Raw genomic sequence first — 22,045 nt, forward strand, 5'->3', positions numbered from 1 at the left:
ATAAAAATAAGAATGTAGTAAGAAGGAGAAAGCTATGAAGTATAGTAGTAAAGATAAAGAGTCCATTAAAGAATATGCAAGAAATCTACTTAATACAAGCTTAAGAGAGTTTTATGGTGAAAAATTAACCCATAGGTTTGATAATAAAAAAGCAAAAGGAAGACTTGGACAAGTTATAGAAGAGGAGTTCTTTGGATATAAAGTTAATTCAAATAAAGAAGCTGATTTTAAAGAAGCTGGTGTAGAATTAAAAGTTGCTCCTCTTAAATCTATTAAAATAAAAGAAAAATCAGATTTATTAAGAGAACAGAAAGGAATTTCTGCTAAAGAAAGAATTGTATTATCAATTATAGATTATATGGAAGTTGCAAAAGAAACTTGGGATAATAATTCATTAATGAAAAAATGTAAAGAATTATTATTAATGTTCTATTTAAATGAAAAAGATGTGGCCGTAGAAGATTTAAAATTCGAATTAATAAATTTATGGACTCCATCTGATGAAGACATGAAAGTTATTGAACAAGATTGGAATATAATAGTTAATAAAGTTAAAGAAGGACGAGCTGAAGAGATATCTGAAGGAGATACATTATATTTAGGTGCGTGTACAAAAGGCAGCACAGCTGAAAAAAGTAAAAGAAAGCAACCATTTTCTGATGTAGAAGCTCCTCAGAGAGCATTTTGTCTTAAGAGATCCTATGTTGATTCTATAATAGAAGAACTAATGATTAGAGAGACTTATATACAGCAGGAAAAATATAAAAGTGTATCTGATAAAATTAAGGGAGTATCATTTGATCAAGCTGTATTAGACACATTTGAAAGACTAAAAGGTTTATCACTTAGAGAGATAATTGAAAAATATGATATTACGAGAGAAAGAAAATCTAAAAGTTTTAATAGATTAGTAATAGATGATATATGTGTGAAAGAGTTTGGTGACAAGCTCGAAAATCTATCTGAATTCCAAAAGGCAAATATTGAAATTAAGACAATTGTATTAAAAACAAATAATATGCCTAAAGAATCAATGTCATTTGAACAAATAGATTTTTGTGAAATTGTTAATGAAGAATGGGAAGATTCTAAAATAAGAGATAAGTTTGAGAATAAAAAGCATTTATGGATAATATTTAAGCTTAAGACTAAAGAGGATAAAGTGGCAGATGTATCTTTAGAAGATATAATTCTTGAAAAAGTAATGTTTTGGAATATGCCAATGAGTGATTTGGAAGGAAGCATGAAAAAGGTATGGAAAGACACCGTTGAAAAGATTAAATTAGGTGATTATGACAACTTTATAAAAATAAAAGATGGAGAAATTGCACATATAAGACCAAAAGCTAAGGATAGTTCAGACTTGATGATTACACCTCAAGGAACATATGAAAAGAGAAAATGTTTTTGGTTAAATGCTAAATATATAAAAGAACAAATAGAGAAAGAAGACTAATTTTAGTCTTCTTTTTCTATAATATCAGATAGTTTTTCAGCCATAAGTGTTATTAGATTTACAACTAAGGCATTACCCATTGTAAAATATCTAAATGAGTGTGTCATTCCAGTATTAGTCCAATTATCTGGGAATCCATTTATTCTTTCACATTCAACTGGAGTAAGAAGTCTAAGTTTTCCAGTAGTTAAATCTTCAACAACATGTGTACTTCTATTTTTGCTTCCTTCACTTGTAAGCATTGTTCTTGCAGGTCTATCTATAGGGTCAGGGAAAGATAATGCACCTTCTCTAAAAGTATATTTATGGCCAGTTTTTGAAGTTCGCTCAATAGCCTTTGCACCTTTCATATAAGTCCATTTATCTAAATCATCACCAATTAAATAATATTTTTCATCTACTTCTTTTTCTAATATATCTAGTAGAGTAAGTGGTGGATCATGTAGTAATTCACAAGGCGAAGTTTCAACTGTATAAATATTTCCTTCAAAGCATACACCTGAGTTTTTAAAATCAAATTTAAAATTATTGGATGTTTCTAAAATATCCATAGGAAGTTTATATTCTATGGTAGAATGGCTTATATGTAATTCGTCAAAGCCTTCAACTTTAAAAATTGAACTGAAAAATCCTTCGTTTTGTAAAATAGATTTTATAGGTTTATCTTTTATAGAGTAGAATTTTGTATCTTTATGACAAGCAAAAATGAAAGTTCTTCTACGTCTTTGTTGGAAACCATATTCAGCTGCATTGATTACTCTCCATTCAACATAATATCCAAGATTATTTAAACATGATAAAATTACACCAAAATCTCTACCTCTTTGTGATGTAGGAGATTTTAATAGACGATCAACATTTTCAAGTAAAATAAATGGAGGTCTTTTATCTTTTACAATTCTTTCAATTTCCCACCAAAGAACACCTTTTTTTCCTTCAATACCTTTAGCACCAGTACTTGCAACAGAATAGTCTTGACATGGGAAACCACCAACTAATACTGAATGCTCAGGAATAACATTAGTAGGGACTTGAGATATATCAGTATTACTATATTCAGTAACACCACCAAATTCATTAAAATGATATTTATAACATTCAAAAGCATGTTGAACTTTTTTACTAGGCTCCCATTGATTAGCAAAAACAGTAGTCCAGTCTTTAGAATTGTTTTCAAAACCTATTCTAAATCCTCCAACACCAGAAAAAAGCTCACAAATAGTTTTCTTCACGCACTCTACCTCCTTTGTACTTATGTAATTATACTATATAAAGGAGTGTTTGTGAAGATCGAATTATAAAATTTATGAATTTTATATATTGGTAATTAATTTATATTCTTGAGTATTTCCTTAATACTTTTCCATGATGGATACTAATATGCTTTTGTTTAAAATTATAAAGAGTTTATTTTGAGGAAAATATGGAAAAAACTTTGTATTTAAATTAAAATATACTAAAGAGTGGTAAAAAATTGTGTTGGAATTTAGCTAAAATTGGATTTAAAGAGTAAATAGTGATATTATTCAGAAAAGGAGAATTACTAATGTATTTAGATAAAATAATACTGGAATCTGCACAACAAGATTTGGATAAAAAAATTGAAAGATTTAAAGGAAGAAAAGTATCAGAATTAAAGGAGTTGTTAAGAGTTGAATATTTGAATAATAAGGCATCATTTGTTAAATTGGCAAGAGCTATGCTTAATATTAAGGGTAATAAATTTGAGCTTGGGGAGCATAATGTAGAGGTAGTTCTGAAAACTATAAGATTAACTGGTATGAAGAAACCAGCGGAAGCAATGTCGTTTATGCCAATTGATTTTAATAAATGGATTAGCGAGACACAGTGGGAACAAAGTTCTTTATACAAATATTTCAGTGAAAAAATCTTGGTTTTCTTTATTTTTCAGCAGTATCCTTCAGGTAAAAGAGTTGATGATAGTGAAATGACATTCTTTGATGCAAAGGTTTGGAAGATGTCTCAATATGATTTAAATCATGGGCTTAAAGAAATATGGGAAAAAGTGCGTGAGATAATTATTGAAAATAAATTAGAAATAGTTGAAGTAACTCAGAAAAATGGGAAAGTTATATATAAAAATAATTTACCTTCAAGTAAATTTAATAGTTTAGGTCATTTACGTCCAGGTGGTAGAAATGGTGAGGATAAGAGTGATTTACCAACAGGACAAAGAATTACAAAGCAAAGATTTTGGTTTAATGCTGAGTATGTAAAAGAAATAATAGACATTTAGGAGAAGAAAAATGGTTGAAAAAATTAATTTATTAGAATTATATAAAGATAATATTATTAAAGATGGAGGGCATAAGGTTAATGTACCTATACGAAAGGCGAATGGAAAGGAATATGATGGTTTTACATATTCTATTCCATTAAAATATCTATATTATAATGATTTAAATGGTCGTATTGGCGTAGCACTGTCCGAATATGAAAGTGAAAATGAACAATTAATTCCAGGTCATAATGAAGAGTATAATATGGTTATTCAAGGCTTTTTAGCTGAAGAGGATGGAAAAACTAAAAAAGAAATGGAAATATTGAAAAGAGACATTGGAATAAAGGGACAAGCTGAACCAGGATATGTATTATCTGATGGTCGTGTAATTGATGGAAATAGACGTTTTACAGCCAAAAGATTGCTTGAACAAGATGAAGAGATAATGGAACAGCAGTATTTTGAAGCAGTTATATTAGATGATTTATGTGTTGAAAATCAGGATGATTTAAAAAGAATAAAGTCATTAGAATTACAAATACAATTTGGAAAATTAGGTAAAGTAGACTATGATCCGATTGATAGAGCAATTGATGCATATAAAACAATTTGTGTAAATAATATAATGAGTGCTAAAGAATACTCTGAATATTCAAATATTAAAATCACAGAAGTAAATAAACGTATATATGAAGCAGAATTAATTGTAAAGTTTTTAGAGTTTATTAATACAAATAAAGATAACTATGCAATAGCAAAGCAATTAGATTTAGATGGGCCATTGCAGGATTTAGTTCCTCAATATAAAAATATTAAAAAATCAGATAATTTAGACCAAATTTTGAATACAATATTTTCAAAGATATTACAAATTCGTATATCGAAAGAAGATTTTAAAAAGGAATACAGGCAAATAATAAAAAATGTAATTAATTCTAGTCAGGAAGAAGGATTTATTGAGGAAATAGAAGATGACACTGATGTAATTACTGATTTTTTTGATTCAAATAAGAAAATAAAAAATAATATTGATTTATTTAAAAGATTAAATGAAAATAAACAAGTTCAAACAGCAATTGCAAATGTAAAATCAATATCTAAAAAATACTCAGAAAAAGCTGAGAATGAAAAACAGAAAAATACTCCTATAAAATTAGTTGAAAAAGCTATTAACAGTATAGAGTCTATAAATAGAGGAATAATTTGTAGTTTAACAAAGGAAGATAAAACCAAATTAATTAATGAGCTTAAAAAATTGAAAAGTCAAGTTGATAATCTTATTTTAAAGGAGGAATAAGATTGTTAAGAGAATTAGAAAAAGAACTTAAAGGAAGTTATAGTTCTATTGAAGATAATGTGTCTGAGGCATTCTATAATTTAGTTTTAAAAGAATCAATAAGTTATAAAAGGATAAGTGGATATTTTTCTTCTAAAGCACTTTCGATTTATGCAGATGGACTAGATAAAATATGTGAAAATGATGGATACATACAGTTCATTATATCACAAAATATATCTGAAGAAGACTTTAATGAAATTCAAAAAGGCTATTATGAGCGTTCTAGAAGTGAAATTTTAACTCAAGTAGATAAGTATAGGTTAGGCAATTTAGCTTATTTAATTTCTATAGGAAGAGTAGACATAAAATTTGGATTAGTTAGAAATGGTTTATTTCATACTAAATGGGGTATTTTTGAAGACTCGTCAGGTGACATGATATATTTCAATGGTTCTTTAAATGAAACTGCAAATGCCATAGAAAATAATTATGATTCTTTTGATGTAGATTTTTCTTGGGATATAAGTGAGAATGTAAGTAAACGTGTTAAGCAAAAAAAAGAAGAATTCACTAAACTATGGAATAATAATTATTCAGAGGTAAAAGTTATTGAAGCAACAGAAGTTGTATATGAATTCTTGAAAGAATTTAATGTTGGAAAGATTCAAAATATATATGAAATAAGTGATAATTCAGTAATTTTTGATATGAATGATGAAAGCTTCTTTTTTAGAGATAAAAGTAATGAACAAGTAACTTTAAAAAGGTCTTTTAAAAGCAAATTTACCTCATATACTGGAGATTACGAGTATCCTTATTTTCCTAGAAATTTGACTTATAGGGAACTTGAAAAAATTATTTTTATAGCGAAAAAACAATCAAAAAAATTAGGATTTTCATTTGAGGTTTCTTCACGAATTCAGAACTATATTAATAATCAAAAATATTCGATTGAGGAGTATAGAATATCAGGATTAACCTTAAAAGAGAATGATAGTAGATGGAGAGCAGAATATGATGAGTTTAAAAGTGTAGTTGAATCTGAGGTAACTAGACCATTAAAAGAATTGCAGCTTCAATCTGCAATGTATATGCTAACACAAAAAAGAGCGGCAAATTTTTCAGTACCTGGTGCAGGGAAAACAACTATGATATTAGGTGTGTATGCTTATTTAAATAGCAAAAAAAAAGGACAACCGATTAAAAGGTTACTAGTAATTAGCCCAATTAATGCATTTATGTCATGGAGAGAGGAGTTTGAGGTAGTGTTTGGAAATAAAAAGAAGTTAAATACACTTACTGTACATGATGAAGGTGTTAATGGTAATATATTTGCTTTTGAATCACAATGGTCAATGGCTAATTTAATACTTGTTAATTATGAAGCATTACCCAAATTTAAAAATTCAATTATAAAGTGTTTATTACAAGATGCAGATACGATGTTGGTTTTTGATGAAGTGCATCGTATTAAAGGGGTAGAAGCTAAAAGAGCATTAGCAGCGCTAGAGATTGCTGATAAAGTAGATTATAAGTATGTTTTAACAGGAACACCAATACCTAATAGTTATTTAGATGTATATAACTTTTTAAATATTCTATTTAAAAAAGAGTATAGTTCATATTTTGGGTTTGATAAAAATCAATTAAAAAATCCAGGAAAAGATGAAATTACTGAAATTAATGAAAAATTAAGGCCATATTTTTGGAGAACAAATAAAGAGAGTCTAGGGGTTCCAAAAGCTTGCCCTGATGAAATTATAAAAGTAAATCCATCTATAGAACAATTAAGATTAGCTGAAATAATTTATACGACTTTAGAAAATCCTTTAGCAATATTGATTAGATTAATTCAATTATCAACTAATCCTGAACTAATAAATAAGTCAATAAGTTATAGTGATTTAGGTTTTTGTGAGAATGATGGTATAGATAGTGACTCTTATGATCAGATAAGCTTGAGAACTAAAAGAGAGTTGGAGAAAGGAATTTATGATGCTATTATCGGTGAAGTCAATTATTGGGACTTAAGGAAAATTAATTCTCCTAAATTTGATAGGGGAATTCAATTGGTTGTTGATATATTAAAAAATCATAAAAAAGTAGTAGTATGGGGACTGTTTGTTGATACTTTGGAGAAGATTACCAAAGAACTGAGGGAGAGAGGTATTAGGACTGAACTTATTTATGGGGGAACTCCTCGTGAAGTTCGAGATGAGATAATTCATAAATTTAAAGAAGATAATGATGAAATTCAAGTATTAGTATCTAATCCTAATACTCTAGGAGAATCTGTTTCATTACATACAGTTGTGCATGATGCTGTATATTTTGAGTTTAACTATAATTTAACATTTATGCTACAATCACGTGATAGAATTCATCGTTTAGGGCTTTCAGAAAATGAAAGTACACGGTATTATTATTTAATGACTGTATCAGAGAGAGAAATGTATAATTTTATAGATGAAAAAATTTATACTAAGTTATCAGAAAAAGAAGCAAGAATGCAAGAGGCAATAGATAGTGAATATCTTGTACCTGAGTTTAGTGATGATGAAATTAATGAGATGAAAGAAATAATTGAATCAGAAAGAAGATTTTAATATATAAAAGAATAGTGTTAGAAATATAAATAGCAATTTTGTTGAAAAATTTAATAAAATAGTTAAATTTTTATATAAATGATAAAAGATGAAATGGTATTAGTTTACTGTTTCATCTTTATTTTAAGAATAAAATTTTTAATTATTATAAAAAAGAGTTCTAATATAATAATTTTGCAATTTGTGTAGTAGGATAAATATAAGTTAAATTTAATGAAGATAGTATCTAGATAATAAACGATGAGGCTAAATTTAAGGAATAAAATTTTTATTATGGAGAGTTAATATTATGGTAAACAAAATATCTAAGAAAGTACTAAAAGAAAAAGAAATAAGCATTACAGAAGAAATCAGTAATGCAATTACAGGTAACAAAAATTACTTAATTAATAGATTAAAAACAAGCATTAAGAATGCAAAAAGAATAGATATAATAGTTTCATTTCTTATGGAATCAGGAGTAAAAATGCTTCTTAACGATTTAAAAGAAGCGTTAGATAGAGGAGTTAACATAAGAATACTAACAGGAAACTACCTTAACATAACTCAGCCATCAGCTTTATATCTTTTAAAAGATGAGCTTAAAAGTAGAGTTGATTTAAGATTTTATAATAATCCAAAGAAATCATTCCATCCTAAAGCATATATGTTTCATAATGAATTAGATAGTGAAATATATATAGGATCATCTAATATTTCCAGAGGAGCATTGACCTCTTCAATTGAATGGAATTATAGATTTAATAAAAGTTCTAATCCAAATGATTTTAATGTGTTTTATGAAACCTTTGAAGATTTATTTTACAATCATTCATATGAAATAACTGATGATGTTTTAAAAGATTATTCAAAGTCTTGGAAGAAACCAAAGGTTCAAAGTGATATTGAAAAAGAGGAAAATAGTGAAGAAAATAATGTTCTTAATATTTTCGAACCAAGAGGTGCTCAAATTGAAGCTTTATATGGATTAAAGCAAAGTAGAGAAGAAGGATATGATAAAGGTTTAGTTGTAGCTGCCACTGGTATAGGAAAGACTTACTTAGCAGCTTTTGATTCTAGAGAATATGAAAGAGTTTTATTCATAGCTCATAGAGAAGAAATATTAAAACAAGCAGCCATTAGCTTTAAAAATGTTAGAAATTCTGATGATATAGGATTTTTCTATGGAAATCAAAAGGATACTAAAAATAAATTTATTTTCTCATTAGTTCAAACATTAGGAAAAGATGAGTATTTAAATGAAAATTATTTCTCAAAAGATTATTTTGATTATATTGTTGTAGATGAATTCCATCATGCAGTGTCTAATAATTATAAAAAGATTATGGAGTATTTTAAACCTAAGTTTTTACTAGGGCTTACAGCAACACCTGAAAGACTAGATTCTAAAGATGTATTTGCTCTTTGTGATTATAATATGGTTTATGAAGTAAGATTAAAGGAAGCTATTGAAAAGGGATGGCTTGTTCCTTTTAGATATTATGGTATTTATGATGAAACAGTAAATTATGATAATATTGAATATAAAAATGGTAAGTACAATGATAAGGAATTAGAAGATGCATTAATGCTTAATAAAAGAGCAGAACTTATAATAAATCATTATAGAAAATATAAGTCATCTAGAGCTATAGGATTTTGTACTTCAAGACATCATGCAGAATATATGGCAAAAGTATTTAGTGAAAATGGAATAAAAGCTGTAGCTGTATATAGTGGTGAAGGTGGAGAATATTCTTCTAATAGAAATGAAGCATTAAGTGCTTTAGCTAAGGGAGAAGTACAAGTACTATTTTCAGTAGATATGTTTAATGAAGGATTAGATATTCCAGCAATAGATATGGTAATGTTTTTAAGACCTACACAATCTCCAACAGTATTTTTACAACAACTTGGAAGAGGTTTAAGAAAATATAAAGATAAACAATACTTAAATGTACTTGATTTCATAGGAAATTACAAAAAAGCTAATTTAATACCATTCTTATTAAGTGGACAAAGTTATTCAAAAGAAGCCAGTAAGAGAAATAATCAAAGTGATTATGAGTTTCCAGATGATTGTTTTGTAGACTTTGATTTTAAGTTGGTGGATATATTTAAAAAGCAAGCAGAAAAAGAAATGACCATTAGAGATAAAATTAGAGAAGAATATTATGGTATAAAAGAAGACTTAGGACACGTTCCTTCAAGAGTGGAATTTTTTAATAATATGGATGATGATATATATGATAATATTAAAACTAAGAAGGGGTTAAGTCCTTTTGCTAATTATATGGAGTTTTTAAATAATATTAATGAGTTAAATGAAGAAGAAAGTGTTTTATATAACACAAGAGCTAGAGAATTTATTAATATGATAGAAACTACAAGTATGAGTAAAACATATAAAATGCCAGTACTATTAGCCTTTTATAATAATGGTGATATAAAGATGGACATTGATGAAGATGATGTTTATAAGAGCTTTTATGAATTTTATCACCAGGGATCTAATAAAGTTGATATGCTAAAGGATAAGAGTACAAAGGACTTTATGGAATGGGATAGTAAAAAATATATTAGATTAGCTAAAAGTAATCCAGTGAAATATTTATTACAAACTCATAGTGATTTCTTTAAAGAAAAAGAAGGATATGTTTTAGCTTTAACTGATGATTTAAGAGAGTTTATAAATAAAGAAGAGTTTAAAAAGCATATGAAAGATGCAATTGATATAAGGGTACAAAGTTACTATAGAAATAGGTTTGTTAAAAATAAATAAGATGCTTATAATTATCAGAAAGAATACTTTTATTTAATTAATAAGTAACCAGGAGGACGTATGAAGAAATATAATAAATTAGTTAGGGATTTTATACCTGAAGTTATAGAAGCAGATGGGAAAAAGTGTGAAACTGAAATAGTTTATGGAGAGGAAAAGACTAAGTTTTTAGAAGCTAAGCTTAAGGAAGAAGTAAATGAATATTTAGAAGATAAGAATTTAGAAGAGCTAGCTGATGTTATGGAAGTATTATTTGGACTTGCACATAATCTTGGATATACTGAAGAAGATTTACTTAATAAGAGAAAAGAAAAGCTTGAAGAACGTGGTGGCTTTAAAGAGGGAATAGTATTAAAGAAGGTGTATTAAATATATAATTACCAGATAATAATAGTTAAAAATATATAAATGTTAATATGGAGAAATCATGGGAAAAGTAAATAATGCACTTAGGATGTTAGCAATTCTTAGAAGTAGAAAAAAAGTTACAAGAAAAGAATTAGCAGATGAATTAGAAGTAGATATTAGACAAATAACAAGATACAAAGAAGATTTAGAATATGCTGGAGTTACAATTACAGAAGTAAAAGGTAGATATTGTTGATACATTTTAGAAAACAAAGATTATTTATTAAACTTAGAGCTAAGTGATAATGAAAGATTATCATTATCTAAGACTCAAGATTTTCTAAAGGGGCAAGGCTTACACTTTTATGATGATTTAAGTTCAGCAGTAGAAAAATAAAAATAAAATATATGTATTCTCAAGGAAATATAACTGAAAGAAAAATTCATCCTTATGGATTATATACTTATTATGGAGTTAATTATTTTATAGGTAAATGGACGAAAGAGATGCATTAAGACAATTTAAATTAGTTAGAATAAAAGAAATTGAATTGTTAAAAGAGAAATTTGAAAAAGATGATTTTGATTTGTCAAATTATCTAAAAAATACGCTTGGAATTTTTAAAGATAAAAGTTATAAAGTAAAACTAAAAATCACATACCCATATGCTATGGGTTTTAAAGAGTATTCATGGACTGAAAATGAAGAAAAATAAATTTAAAAAATATTTTAAAGGGACCATATAGGTGACCATTTAAGTTTATTATATAGACGTAGAATAAATTACTTAAAAGGTGGCAGAAATGATAAAAATAAAACATAATAAAGATAAAGTTAAAATGGGCAATGTAATAGATATTGATATAAGAAAGAAAATATAGTTAAAAAAGAGCTTTTGATGAATTTGTTGTAATTAAGATTGCTGAAAATAGTTATATGATTCCTGTTACTTTTTGGGGGTATTATAATTATGAATTATTAAAAATTTGTAGAGTAAATTAAAAATGGAAATGGTAAAAAGATATATATGTCATAGACATGTATATCTTTTTCTTTATTAAAGAGTTAAAGATAAAGTAATTATTTATATATAAAATTCATAAAGAATATTAAAAGTAAAAAAGGGTGATGATTTATTGTCAGTATTAAATGAGAAGAAAATAAATAATGAAATTAAGGAGAGGTGGAAAAAAGATGAGTATAAACGAATGATAGTAGATAGTGAAAAAGTAAGTGATGAATTTAGAGTTATATGTTCTAGTAGAAGTTCTATTATAAAAATAATAGAAGATATTAATAAAAATGGATTAACAGTTGATAGTTTAAAGAACCTTAAAAATCAAATGGAAAAAATATTTGATTGGTTTAATATAGATACCATTAATAATTTAAAAGCAAAATATGACATAGAAATAAAAGATAGAAGAAAATTAAGGCGTTATAGAAATGAAATTAAATTCATTGATGAATATTATAATAATTTTAAAGGTTCTATAATTAATATTACTGTAGATAAGCTTTTGAAATTTCATAATCTAGGAGATGAATAAATAATAATGATAGAACCTAGGGGAAGATGGAAGAGATTTTTATCTGTGGATGAAAAAATAAATAAGTTAAAAGAGTGGCAAATAATATATCCCAAAGCAGAAAAAAATATAAAAATATACTATAAAGGTGCATATAGTGAAAAAACAATGGAATGTGATGTTGTTGGATATGTCGATGATAATGAAGTTATTATAAGCATAAACAATATGCTTCATAGTATACATCCAGATTATTTAGCTGAAATGCAAAAAAAGGAAAGGTTTATTATACTAGATATAGAAACCCCAATGAGTTTTAGTCCAAAAGATGGAATTAGAGAGGTATCAGCAATAGCTTTAGAGGATTATAGAGAAATAGACAGAATACATTTAGCAAGAATAAGAAATAAGGAGATGTATGTTAGAGGATATGGGCAAGGGTTAGAGCCAATTGAAAGAGATGAAGTTTTAAAAGGACAATTTAAAGCATTTATTCAAACATATAAGTACCCAATAATTACTCATAATGCAGCGTTTGATAGAAATGTACTAAGATACTGGAAATGGATAGATAAAAATCAGTTATTTTATTGTAGCATGAATACCATAAAAAGAATAATAAAATTAGAAAGCTATACATTGGAAGGTTTATTAAAATACTATAATATTAGTAATGATCAAAAGCATAATGCAGTGCAAGATGTTCTGGATTTATGTGAATTATTAAAAATAACTAGACCACAGAAGTGGGTTGCATTAACTAATGAAGTTAATTATAAAACTATGGATGATGATGATTTAACAGGGTATGTAAGAAAGAAGTTTCAGAAGCATGATAAGGTTGAAAAAGAAAAGGAAAAGGAATTACTTGAAAATGCAAAGAACAATAAAATAGAAGATATTTTTAAAAATAAAAGAGTAGTTTTTACTGGAGAAATGACAAAAAGTAGAGTTGAAATGAGAGTTGTGGCAATACAGTATGGAGCAGTTACAACAACTAATGTTAGTGCGAAAACTGATATATTGGTTGTAGGATATGAACCAGGAGTAACAAAAATTAAAAAAGCTAAAGAGTATGGAGTTAAATTAATATCTGAAGATGATTTTTGGAGTATTATCAATAAATAAAACAATTAAGCAAAGAGAATTGTTTATACTTTGTGTAAGCAGATCTTTTTCTTGTTATGATAAAATGGTATAAGTTGGAGTGAGAAAGTGAGATGATAAAATAAAAAATTCTCTAATATTGTTTGAATATTTAAGAAGTGATAAATATAGATATTTAGGAGAGAACTATGACTATGCAGATTTAATAAAAACTAAGGAAAATGGTGCAAAAGAGAAAATAGTAGGAGAATGGAGGGGCGGAGAATAGTATGAAGGAATAGTATTAAAGAATGTTTACTAAAAAGGAGATATTTTTTTAGAGTAAAAATATAGAATATTCAAAAATAATATATATATATATATTTATTATAGGAGGTGTGATAATGGAGGCGTGTGAAAAGTGGATGGGGATGTGCAACACCATACTGTTTTGAATTTCAAATTAAAGATAGTATTAGATTAGCATTTGTTCTTACCTCAATAAACCAGCCGGAAGAAGTTAAAAAGCGTTGTGAGAAGGCATTTAATATAATTTCTCCAACAAAAGAAATGAAGAATGATTGGCAATGGAAAGTTGTGAAATCATGGAAGGTTACTGATAAGAAAATTGATGATATTTCATATGATGAGATAGAAGATATAGAGAAATCAATAAATAAAATCATATTAAATGAAATAAATAAATTATATAATAAACTTAGAAGTGAATGGTAAATTTATTAAGGCGGTAAGGGAGGCATTATGATAATTAGAAAAGAAGAACTTAAAGATAAGGAAGAAATATATAATTTAGTGAAAGAAGCCTTTAAAAATGCTGAGCATTCAGATGGGCAGGAACATAACCTTGTTAATAAGCTTAGAAACTCAGAAAGCTTTATTCCAGAATTAGCTTTAGTGGCAGAAGATAATGAAAAAATAGCAGCACATATTATGTATACAAAAGTTCATATTGTCAATGGAGAAGAAAAATATGAATCACTTGCACTAGCTCCATTATCAGTATTGCCAGAATATCAAAATAAAGGTGTAGGAAGTCATCTTGTAAATACATCATTAAATATAGCAAGAGCATTGGGATATGAATCAGTGATAGTTTTAGGTAGTGAAAAATATTATCCTCGCTTTGGATTTGAAGAAGCAGCAAAGTATAAAATAACTGCACCATTTGATGTACCAAGTGAAAATTTCATGGCATTAGAATTAAAGAAAAATGAACTTAAAGATATATGTGGAATGGTAAGCTATTGCAAAGAGTTTTTTGAATAATAATATAAAATCATAAAAATTAAATCATGTTTAAATATATAATAAAAAGCTGATTTCTGTACTTTTCAGAAATCAGCTTTTAAACTTTTAGCTCTCTTAATTTTTCAACACTTTTGTATTATTTAGAAATTTTATTTAATAAATCAATTGAAGCCTTGGAAGCTTGTTCTATTTGTTCATCAGCTGATATTTCAGCAGGGTTATCTCCAGATTGCTCACCATAACTACCAAATTGAGCATGATTTCCACCAACTATTTCAACAAAAGTTGTAGAAGTTGGTAAAAGATCCTTAGCACCTTTAACTTTTTCTAAATTGGCTACACCATCTACAGAACCATAAATTGATGTAACAGCAATATCAGAATCTTTAAGCTCATCACCTTGTGGATATGAAGCATATAGAATAAGACCTTCAATATCACTATTTTCACTGGCATATTTAGCAGCCATTACTCCACCTAGAGAATGTCCAGAAATTGCCCAGTTTTTAATATTAGGGAATTTTGATATTACTTCATTAGCTATATTGTAATCAAAAATAGCAAAGTTAAGTGGCATAGGAGTTATAATAACTTCATATCCAGCTTGAGCAATTTTGTTAGCAAGTGGTGCATAAGCTTCAGCCTCTACCTTAGCTCCAGGATATATTATTAATCCTGTTGTTGCAGTTACATTCTCAGGAGTAAATGTTATAAAGTCATCTACAGTTACATCTACCAATTGAGAATCTTCCAAGTTATCCATAGCTATACTGTTTGGACTATAAGAACTCATAAAGAATGAGGCTATGAATACTAAACCAACAATAATTAAGCCTAGTATCACAAAAGACAGTTTTTTTAATGTTTTATTTTTCATTATATTATCACCTTAAGTTTTTTATTGAATAAATATTGTATATTTCTAATTATATAATGTCAATAGCTTATCTTATATCAGTATGTTTAAGTACATATTGATTTTTTTATTTAAATGAATACATTTATAGTAAAATAAAATATATACATAAGAGGAGAAGATATTAAGATGAATACTTTAGATTATTACAATAAAAATAGTGAAGAATATTTTAATTCAACTTTAAATGTTGATATGACTAATACATATAAGGAATTTTTAAAGTTAGTACCTGAAGGTGGAAAAATATTAGATTTAGGTTGTGGATCAGGTAGAGATAGTATGAATTTTATGAAGCTAGGATATGAGGTAACAGCTGTAGATGGATCAAAAGAATTAGCAAAAAAGGCTTCAGCTTTATTGGGAAAGGAAGTAATAGCAAGCACTTTTGAAGAATTAGAATTAAAAGAAAAGTTCCATGGAATATGGGCCTGTGCATCATTACTTCATATAAAAAGGGAAGATTTAAAAACAGTATTAAATAATTTATATAATAATTTAGAGGATAATGGAGTATTCTATATGTCCTTTAAATATGGAGAAAAAGAATATGTAGATGATAAAAACAGATATTTTAATTGTTTTACAGATGAAAGTATAATTAGTTTTATAAATGAAAATACAAAGTATAATATTTTAGGTTTATATATAACAGAGGATAAATTAGGTAGAGTAAATGAAGTTAAATGGGTAAACTTAATATGTAATAAAAAAAGTGTTTGATAATGAACACTTTTTTGTAAGTAAAATAGAAAAAAACAATGTAATAAAAAGTAAAATATGGTAAAATTAATTAGAAAGTGTATAAAAGAAAGTGGAGGAAAAATTGAGAAAATTAGTTGTAGATTATGGACAAGCTTCTATAGCAATTAATAATGTTAATTCTTCATTAGAATATTTAAATGAAGAGTTAAGGCAAATTAAAAATGCAATTAGTGAAATAGAAGCTTTAAATGTGAGATACAGCAAGACAAATACCATATTAGATGAGTTATATGAACAAAAGAAAAAAGCAGAAGATGCTTACAATGAAATGGAAAAGTTTAGTGGTGATTTTAGTAAATTCATTAATAATGTAAAAACAACTGATAAGGAACTTGCTAAAAAGTTTACTTCAGATGTAAAAACATATTGTAAGAAAAATAATATAGAAATTACATCTGCTATTGATGAATTATTAGATAATATTCAAAAAGGTCTTGATATTGCAGGATGGCTACCAATAATAGGAGAGCCAGCTGATACACTTAATTTTTTAATTTCATTATGTAGGGGAAATTACTTAGAAGCAGCAATATGTTTGTTAGCAATATTACCTTTAGGAGATATGCTTAAATCATTAAAGTATGCAGACAGTGCTAAAGGAATTCTTAAATACGGTGATGAATGCTTAAGTAAGGTAAATTCAGTAGCTAAAATTACTGCAGAGAAGTTAAGTAAACAGATAAGTAAGGTAATTAAAAGCGGAAAGTTTGATAATATTATTTCTGTAATAGATTGTGGTAAAGATAGTATTGTAAAATTAAAAGATGGTACAATAACTTTAATAAATGATATATTACCACACAATAAACTAGAATTATGTTTAGAAACAGGTAGCTTTAGCAAATTAGATGATGTTGTTTCAAAAGCAAGAGTAAACTTCATAGAAACTGTTGAAAATACAAGTAAGAACCTGTCTAAAAAGGTTTCTGATAAATTTAGGCGATTTTATGATGAAGATAGTGTTATAGAGTGGGGGCAAGAGTTTGAAGATTGGTCGTTTGATCTTTTAGATGAAGAAGCAGATGCCATTACTTGCTATACAGAAAATAAATATTATAAAAATATTAATTCAGTTTTAAGAGGACTTGAGAAGGAGTTTCATGTAGGAAATGCTGAAATAGTAGAAAATATTAGTAAGGCCTTAAATAAATGTGAGTTACCAGAAGATATAATAGTTCATAGAATTACTAGTCAAACTATATTAGGTGATATTAAAAGTTTACCGCTTGAAGATATGGTTGATAATATTATTAAAGAGAAGGCATTTATGAGTACATCTTTATTGGAAAAAAGTACTTTTACTGGTAATCTAAAATTGATTATTGAAGCACCAAAGGGCTCAACAGCAGCATATATTGCAGATTTAAGTAGATGTTTTACTGAATATGAAGTGCTATTTGATAAAGGGCAAGAAATGATGATAAAAAGTGCCACTCAATTGGATAATGGTCAGTTAGAATTAGTGGTTAGGATATTAAATAAATAAGAAGGAGAATAAAATGTTTGAGAGATGGGGATTAGATGAAGGTGAATTTGTTATAAAACAAGTAATATGCAAATCTTGCGTATATAGGGATGCTAATGATGTATTGCTTTGTAGTAAATATGAAGATGAAATTCCCAGTAAAATACTTTTAGGAAATGAAGAATGTAAATTCTTTAAAGTAAAAAAGAATGTAGTACTTGATGGAATCATGGGATTAGCTGTAGGTGATGCATTGGGAGTACCAGTGGAATTTGAATCAAGAGAAAATCTAAGAAATAATCCTGTTAAAGGAATGATGGGATATGGGACTTATAATCAACCAGAAGGAACTTGGTCAGATGATACAAGTTTAACATTATGTTTATTAGAAGCTTTAATAGAAAGAGAATATAAAGTTACTAGTTTGGCTAATAAATTTGTTAAATGGTATGAAAAATCAGAATATACAGCTACAGGAAAGATGTTTGATATTGGAAGGTCTACATATGATGCTATTAATAGAATTATAAGTGGAATTAATCCAGTAGATGCAGGTGGAAAATCAGAGCATGATAATGGAAATGGATCGTTAATGAGAATATTACCATTGGCATTTTACTTAAAAGATGAAGAAGATATAGAAAAAAGAGTTGAAAAAATATATGAAGTATCATCAATTACTCATGGTCATATGAGATCAAAAATTGCTTGTCATTTTTATATTGAAATGGCTATAAGATTAATAAAAGGAAAGAGTTTAAAAGATTCATATTTAGATGCAGTAGGTATTATACAAGAATATTATAAGGATGAAGAAGAATTAAAATACTTTAATAGAGTATTATCAGGAGATATTTATAAATTAGATGAAAGTGAGATAAAATCTTCAGGATATGTAATAGATACATTAGAAGCTGCATTATGGTGTGTATTAACAACAAATTCATATAAAGAAGCTGTTCTTAAGGCTGTAAATTTAGGTCAAGATACTGATACAGTAGGTGCAGTAACAGGAGGACTTGTTGGTATATATTATGGTATGGATCAAATACCAAATGAATGGATAGAGGCAATAAAAAATAAGAAATTAATAAATAATTTATCACAAAGTTTATATAACAAAATGTATAGAAGTTAATTTAAAAGTAATAGTAGTACCTAAGATGTTAATAACAATATATAGCTAAGTAATAAGGAGTATGATAGATATTCATAGTCCTTTTTATTATATGGTGAGATAAAAATGAATTATATTAGCAAAAGAAAAAGGAATAGCACTCATATGATGAAATACAGGAGTTTAATGAAAAGTTTAGTAAAAAGAAGATAACCAGAAAAAATAGAAGTATGCTAAGAAGTGGAATTATTAAGAAAATTTGGAAAGTTACACATTCCAATTTATGTAAAATGGTTGTATAATAAAACGTAAGGGGGATATTGAAGGAGGATGGAGATTATAGTGACGAAATTACCAGACAATTTTCTTTTGGAAGGAGCAGTAGCTACTCATCAATTAGAAGGTGGTAAATAAGGCACAGTACATTATGATAAAAAGGTTATTAAAACAAATGTTAAAGCTTTAGATTAAAGTGATTATAAATAAAATTAATATATGAAAATGGAGTGAGTTGAATGAAAAAAGTATTAATAATTTGTGCAGCAGGAATGTCATCATCTTTAATGGCTAAGAAGACAACAGAATTTTTAAATGGTAAAGGACATGATATTACAGTAGATGCTGTATCAGCAACAGAAGGAAATAAAATGATAGAATCTAGCGATTTTGATTTGTTTTTAGTAAGCCCTCAAACAAGAATGTATTATGATAAGTTTGCAGAATTAGGTAATAAGGTTAATAAATCTGTGTTAAATATTCCACCACAAGCATATGTTCCAATACCAACAGGAATAGCAAATATGGCTAAGTTAATATTACAAAATGTAAAATAGAATATGGTTTTAATTTAGTTAATAAAAGGAGCAATTTATATGAACAAAGAGAATTTACTAGTAGTTTCATTTGACATAATATTACACAGTGGAAATGCTAGAACTATGTTACATGAAGCTTTTGAGTTAATGCGTGAAGGTGAGTTTTTAGAAGCAGAGAAGAAATTAGATGATGCTAATAATGAACTTATGGAAGCTCATAAGGCACAAACAAGCTTATTACAAGATTATGTTAATGGTGAAGAAATAGTAATGGAAGTTATTATTGTACATGCAGAGGATCATTTAATGACTACCATGGTACTAAGAGAAATGGCTGTTGAAATGTTACATGTATATAGAGAGATGTCTGAATTAAGAAAGTTAAGGGAATCTTAAAATGAATAGTACAAGCAAGAAAAAACTTCAAAAAAGTCGTGAAGAAACAAGCTTAAAAACAATGTATTTTAATCGATTTTTATTAATTCGTTATATTACAGCAATTTTATTTTTTTCTAATTTATATTGGTTTTCGGCATTATTAATAAGTAATAAAGTAGCGACAGTTGTTCCAGGTGGAATGCTAATTTGTATGTCTGTAGTCGCTTTAGAGCAATTTACATTTTTTAATGCGCCTACTGATAATGCAAAAAAGAGCATAATATCATATAAAATAGCTTTAATCATAAATGCAATTCTTATGGTAGCTGTGATTTCACCACTATTTAGTCAGTTATTTCCATTCTTAATAAATAATATGAAATCTAAAATGCTTATTTTAAGTATCATTACTATTGGAATAATATTATGCAGCATTTGTTTAGAACGTTTACAAAAAATTAAAGACCGTAAAGATAAACAATATAAGTATGCTAAACAATTTGAAAAGACAATTAGGGTAAGAATATAGAATTCTAATTGAAGTATAGTGGGAAAGGAGAGAATATCTATGGAAAACACAAATAAGGGGTTTCAATTTTTAGAGAAATATTTAATGGGACCTATGGGTAAGATATCACAATATCGTATTGTACGTGCTGTTATGGCAGCTGGTATGGCATCTATACCTTTTACAATTGTAGGTTCTATGTTTTTGGTATTAAATATACTTCCACAAACAATGCCTTTTTTAGAAGGATTCTTTAATAATACATTCTTCCGTATAAGTGATTTGTATATGTTAGCTAATAAGGCTACTATGGGAGTTTTAGCTTTATATTTCTGTATTGTTATTGGTTATGAATATACAAAGATTTTTGCTGATGAAGAGGAACTTAATCTAAATCCTCTAAATGGAGGTCTCCTTTCAGTATTTGCTTTCTTTATGACACTTCCAGAATTAGTGTTATCAGATGGGAAAATTACATTAATTAATGAAATAACTGAAGGTACTAATATTATTAATGGATGGAATATTGGTTCAGATGGTGTAAGTCGTTTAGGTACTACTGGAATATTTACTGCAATTATTATGGCTGTTGTGGCAGTGCAAATTTATCGTTTCTGTGTTAAACATAAATTAATTATAAAAATGCCTGAATCAGTTCCAGAAGGAGTATCTCGTTCATTTACTGCTTTAATTCCAGCTTTCCTTGTAGCTTTTGTTGTATTAGTAATTAATGGTGCATTTATTGCATTAGGTACTGATATTTTCAAAGTAATAGCTGTTCCTTTTAAATTTGTAAGTAATTTAACTAATAGCTGGCTTGGAATTATTGTAATCTACTTATTAATATCTGCTTTATGGATTGTAGGTATCCATGGTGCAAATATTATAGGTGCTTTCTTAACTCCAATTGTTTTATCTAATATGCAACTTAATATTCAAGGTGCTAATATTCCTTTTGCTGGTGAGTTCCAAAATTCATTTGTTATTATGGGAGGTTCAGGTGCAACTTTAGGTTTAACAATTTTTATAGCATTTTTAGCTAGATCAGAACAATTGAAAGTATTAGGACGAGCTGGTATTGTACCTTCAATTTTCAACATTAATGAGCCAATTATTTTTGGTTTACCAATAATATACAACCCATACCTTGCAATTCCATTTTTCTTAGCACCAATGGTTTGTGCATCAACAGCTTACTGGGCAATTAAGTTACAATTAGTAAGTCCAATTATTGCACAAGTACCTTGGCCATCACCAATAGGAATTGGAGCATTTATTGGAACAGCAGGAGATGTGAGAGCATTATTATTAGCATTAATAAATGGAGTTATTGCATTTTTAATTTACTTCCCATTTATAAAAATGTATGATAAAAAGTTGCTTAAAGAAGAATCTAGTTTAAACAGTGATTTAGATGAAGAATTAGAACCAAGCTTAGATCATTAATTAAATATAATAAAGTGCCTGTCAAATTATTTAGCAGGCACTTTTTTGTGTCTAGCAT

Annotated in this window: 21 protein-coding genes; 19 read left to right on the plus strand and 2 right to left on the minus strand. The window is 27.4% G+C overall.

All coding sequences use genetic code 11. The annotated features are described in order from the left end of the window. Positions 1 to 34: 34 nt before the first annotated feature. Complete coding sequence (locus Q5O44_RS06635) at positions 35 to 1,456, plus strand: Sau3AI family type II restriction endonuclease (protein ID WP_022167616.1); 1,422 nt, start codon at positions 35 to 37, stop codon at positions 1,454 to 1,456. Between the two features lie 2 nt (positions 1,457 to 1,458). Here the strand turns inward: Q5O44_RS06635 and dcm are convergent, their stop codons facing one another. Further along, positions 1,459 to 2,688, minus strand: a complete 1,230-nt coding sequence (dcm, locus tag Q5O44_RS06640; protein WP_022167617.1) for a DNA (cytosine-5-)-methyltransferase — start codon at positions 2,686 to 2,688, stop codon at positions 1,459 to 1,461. A gap of 314 nt (positions 2,689 to 3,002) precedes the next feature. Between dcm and Q5O44_RS06645 the strand changes: the two genes are divergently transcribed. The 11 genes from Q5O44_RS06645 to Q5O44_RS06695 all read left to right on the plus strand — a co-directional run bounded on the left by Q5O44_RS06645 (position 3,003) and on the right by Q5O44_RS06695 (position 14,595). Continuing rightward, on the plus strand, positions 3,003 to 3,713 hold the full coding sequence (locus tag Q5O44_RS06645; RefSeq protein ID WP_022167618.1) for a DNA mismatch repair enzyme MutH: 711 nt from the start codon (positions 3,003 to 3,005) through the stop codon (positions 3,711 to 3,713). Between the two features lie 10 nt (positions 3,714 to 3,723). Beyond that, complete coding sequence (locus Q5O44_RS06650) at positions 3,724 to 4,995, plus strand: hypothetical protein (protein WP_022167619.1); 1,272 nt, start codon at positions 3,724 to 3,726, stop codon at positions 4,993 to 4,995. A gap of 2 nt (positions 4,996 to 4,997) precedes the next feature. Next, complete coding sequence (locus tag Q5O44_RS06655; RefSeq protein ID WP_022167620.1) at positions 4,998 to 7,583, plus strand: SNF2-related protein; 2,586 nt, start codon at positions 4,998 to 5,000, stop codon at positions 7,581 to 7,583. A 289-nt stretch (positions 7,584 to 7,872) separates the two neighbouring features. After that, positions 7,873 to 10,344, plus strand: coding sequence for a DEAD/DEAH box helicase family protein (locus Q5O44_RS06660; protein WP_022167621.1), 2,472 nt, complete (start codon positions 7,873 to 7,875; stop codon positions 10,342 to 10,344). A gap of 60 nt (positions 10,345 to 10,404) precedes the next feature. Next, a complete protein-coding gene (locus tag Q5O44_RS06665) occupies positions 10,405 to 10,713 on the plus strand; it encodes a nucleoside triphosphate pyrophosphohydrolase (protein ID WP_022167622.1) in 309 nt (102 codons plus the stop codon). A 58-nt stretch (positions 10,714 to 10,771) separates the two neighbouring features. Beyond that, positions 10,772 to 10,948, plus strand: a complete 177-nt coding sequence (locus Q5O44_RS06670; protein ID WP_022167623.1) for an HTH domain-containing protein — start codon at positions 10,772 to 10,774, stop codon at positions 10,946 to 10,948. 238 nt (positions 10,949 to 11,186) lie between these two features. Further along, positions 11,187 to 11,408, plus strand: a complete 222-nt coding sequence (locus Q5O44_RS06675; RefSeq protein WP_022167624.1) for a WYL domain-containing protein — start codon at positions 11,187 to 11,189, stop codon at positions 11,406 to 11,408. A gap of 421 nt (positions 11,409 to 11,829) precedes the next feature. Continuing rightward, entirely contained in the window at positions 11,830 to 12,243 is a 414-nt protein-coding gene (locus Q5O44_RS06680; protein WP_022167625.1) for a hypothetical protein, read from the plus strand. A gap of 6 nt (positions 12,244 to 12,249) precedes the next feature. Then, a complete protein-coding gene (locus Q5O44_RS06685) occupies positions 12,250 to 13,350 on the plus strand; it encodes a BRCT domain-containing protein (protein ID WP_022167626.1) in 1,101 nt (366 codons plus the stop codon). A gap of 372 nt (positions 13,351 to 13,722) precedes the next feature. Next, complete coding sequence (locus Q5O44_RS06690) at positions 13,723 to 14,043, plus strand: hypothetical protein (protein WP_022167627.1); 321 nt, start codon at positions 13,723 to 13,725, stop codon at positions 14,041 to 14,043. Between the two features lie 27 nt (positions 14,044 to 14,070). Next, positions 14,071 to 14,595: a GNAT family N-acetyltransferase gene (locus Q5O44_RS06695; RefSeq protein WP_022167628.1), complete on the plus strand. Its 525-nt coding sequence runs from the start codon at positions 14,071 to 14,073 to the stop codon at positions 14,593 to 14,595. A gap of 118 nt (positions 14,596 to 14,713) precedes the next feature. On the opposite strand, the gene Q5O44_RS06700 is transcribed toward Q5O44_RS06695, so the two are convergent. Continuing rightward, positions 14,714 to 15,454, minus strand: coding sequence for an alpha/beta hydrolase (locus tag Q5O44_RS06700; RefSeq protein ID WP_022167629.1), 741 nt, complete (start codon positions 15,452 to 15,454; stop codon positions 14,714 to 14,716). A 168-nt stretch (positions 15,455 to 15,622) separates the two neighbouring features. On the opposite strand from Q5O44_RS06700, the gene Q5O44_RS06705 reads away from it, so the two are divergent. From Q5O44_RS06705 to celB, 7 genes are all read left to right on the plus strand, one after another. Then, complete coding sequence (locus tag Q5O44_RS06705; RefSeq protein ID WP_022167630.1) at positions 15,623 to 16,216, plus strand: bifunctional 2-polyprenyl-6-hydroxyphenol methylase/3-demethylubiquinol 3-O-methyltransferase UbiG; 594 nt, start codon at positions 15,623 to 15,625, stop codon at positions 16,214 to 16,216. A 103-nt stretch (positions 16,217 to 16,319) separates the two neighbouring features. After that, positions 16,320 to 17,744 (plus strand): ADP-ribosyltransferase, encoded by a 1,425-nt coding sequence (locus tag Q5O44_RS06710; RefSeq protein ID WP_022167631.1) that lies wholly within the window; start codon positions 16,320 to 16,322, stop codon positions 17,742 to 17,744. A 13-nt stretch (positions 17,745 to 17,757) separates the two neighbouring features. Then, positions 17,758 to 18,861, plus strand: coding sequence for an ADP-ribosylglycohydrolase family protein (locus tag Q5O44_RS06715; protein ID WP_022167632.1), 1,104 nt, complete (start codon positions 17,758 to 17,760; stop codon positions 18,859 to 18,861). A gap of 494 nt (positions 18,862 to 19,355) precedes the next feature. Beyond that, the gene (locus tag Q5O44_RS06720; protein ID WP_022167633.1) at positions 19,356 to 19,673 is read left to right on the plus strand and encodes a PTS cellobiose transporter subunit IIB; all 318 of its coding nucleotides are present in this window, start codon (positions 19,356 to 19,358) and stop codon (positions 19,671 to 19,673) included. A gap of 39 nt (positions 19,674 to 19,712) precedes the next feature. Further along, positions 19,713 to 20,051: a PTS cellobiose transporter subunit IIA gene (locus tag Q5O44_RS06725; protein ID WP_022167634.1), complete on the plus strand. Its 339-nt coding sequence runs from the start codon at positions 19,713 to 19,715 to the stop codon at positions 20,049 to 20,051. Between the two features lies 1 nt (position 20,052). Then, a complete protein-coding gene (locus tag Q5O44_RS06730) occupies positions 20,053 to 20,562 on the plus strand; it encodes a hypothetical protein (RefSeq protein ID WP_022167635.1) in 510 nt (169 codons plus the stop codon). 39 nt (positions 20,563 to 20,601) lie between these two features. Continuing rightward, the gene (celB, locus tag Q5O44_RS06735; RefSeq protein WP_022167636.1) at positions 20,602 to 21,987 is read left to right on the plus strand and encodes a PTS cellobiose transporter subunit IIC; all 1,386 of its coding nucleotides are present in this window, start codon (positions 20,602 to 20,604) and stop codon (positions 21,985 to 21,987) included. The last annotated feature ends 58 nt before the right edge of the window (positions 21,988 to 22,045 follow it).

The organism is Clostridium sp. CAG:221, from assembly GCA_000435835.1.
In the GTDB taxonomy this organism is placed as follows: domain Bacteria; phylum Bacillota; class Clostridia; order Clostridiales; family Clostridiaceae; genus Clostridium.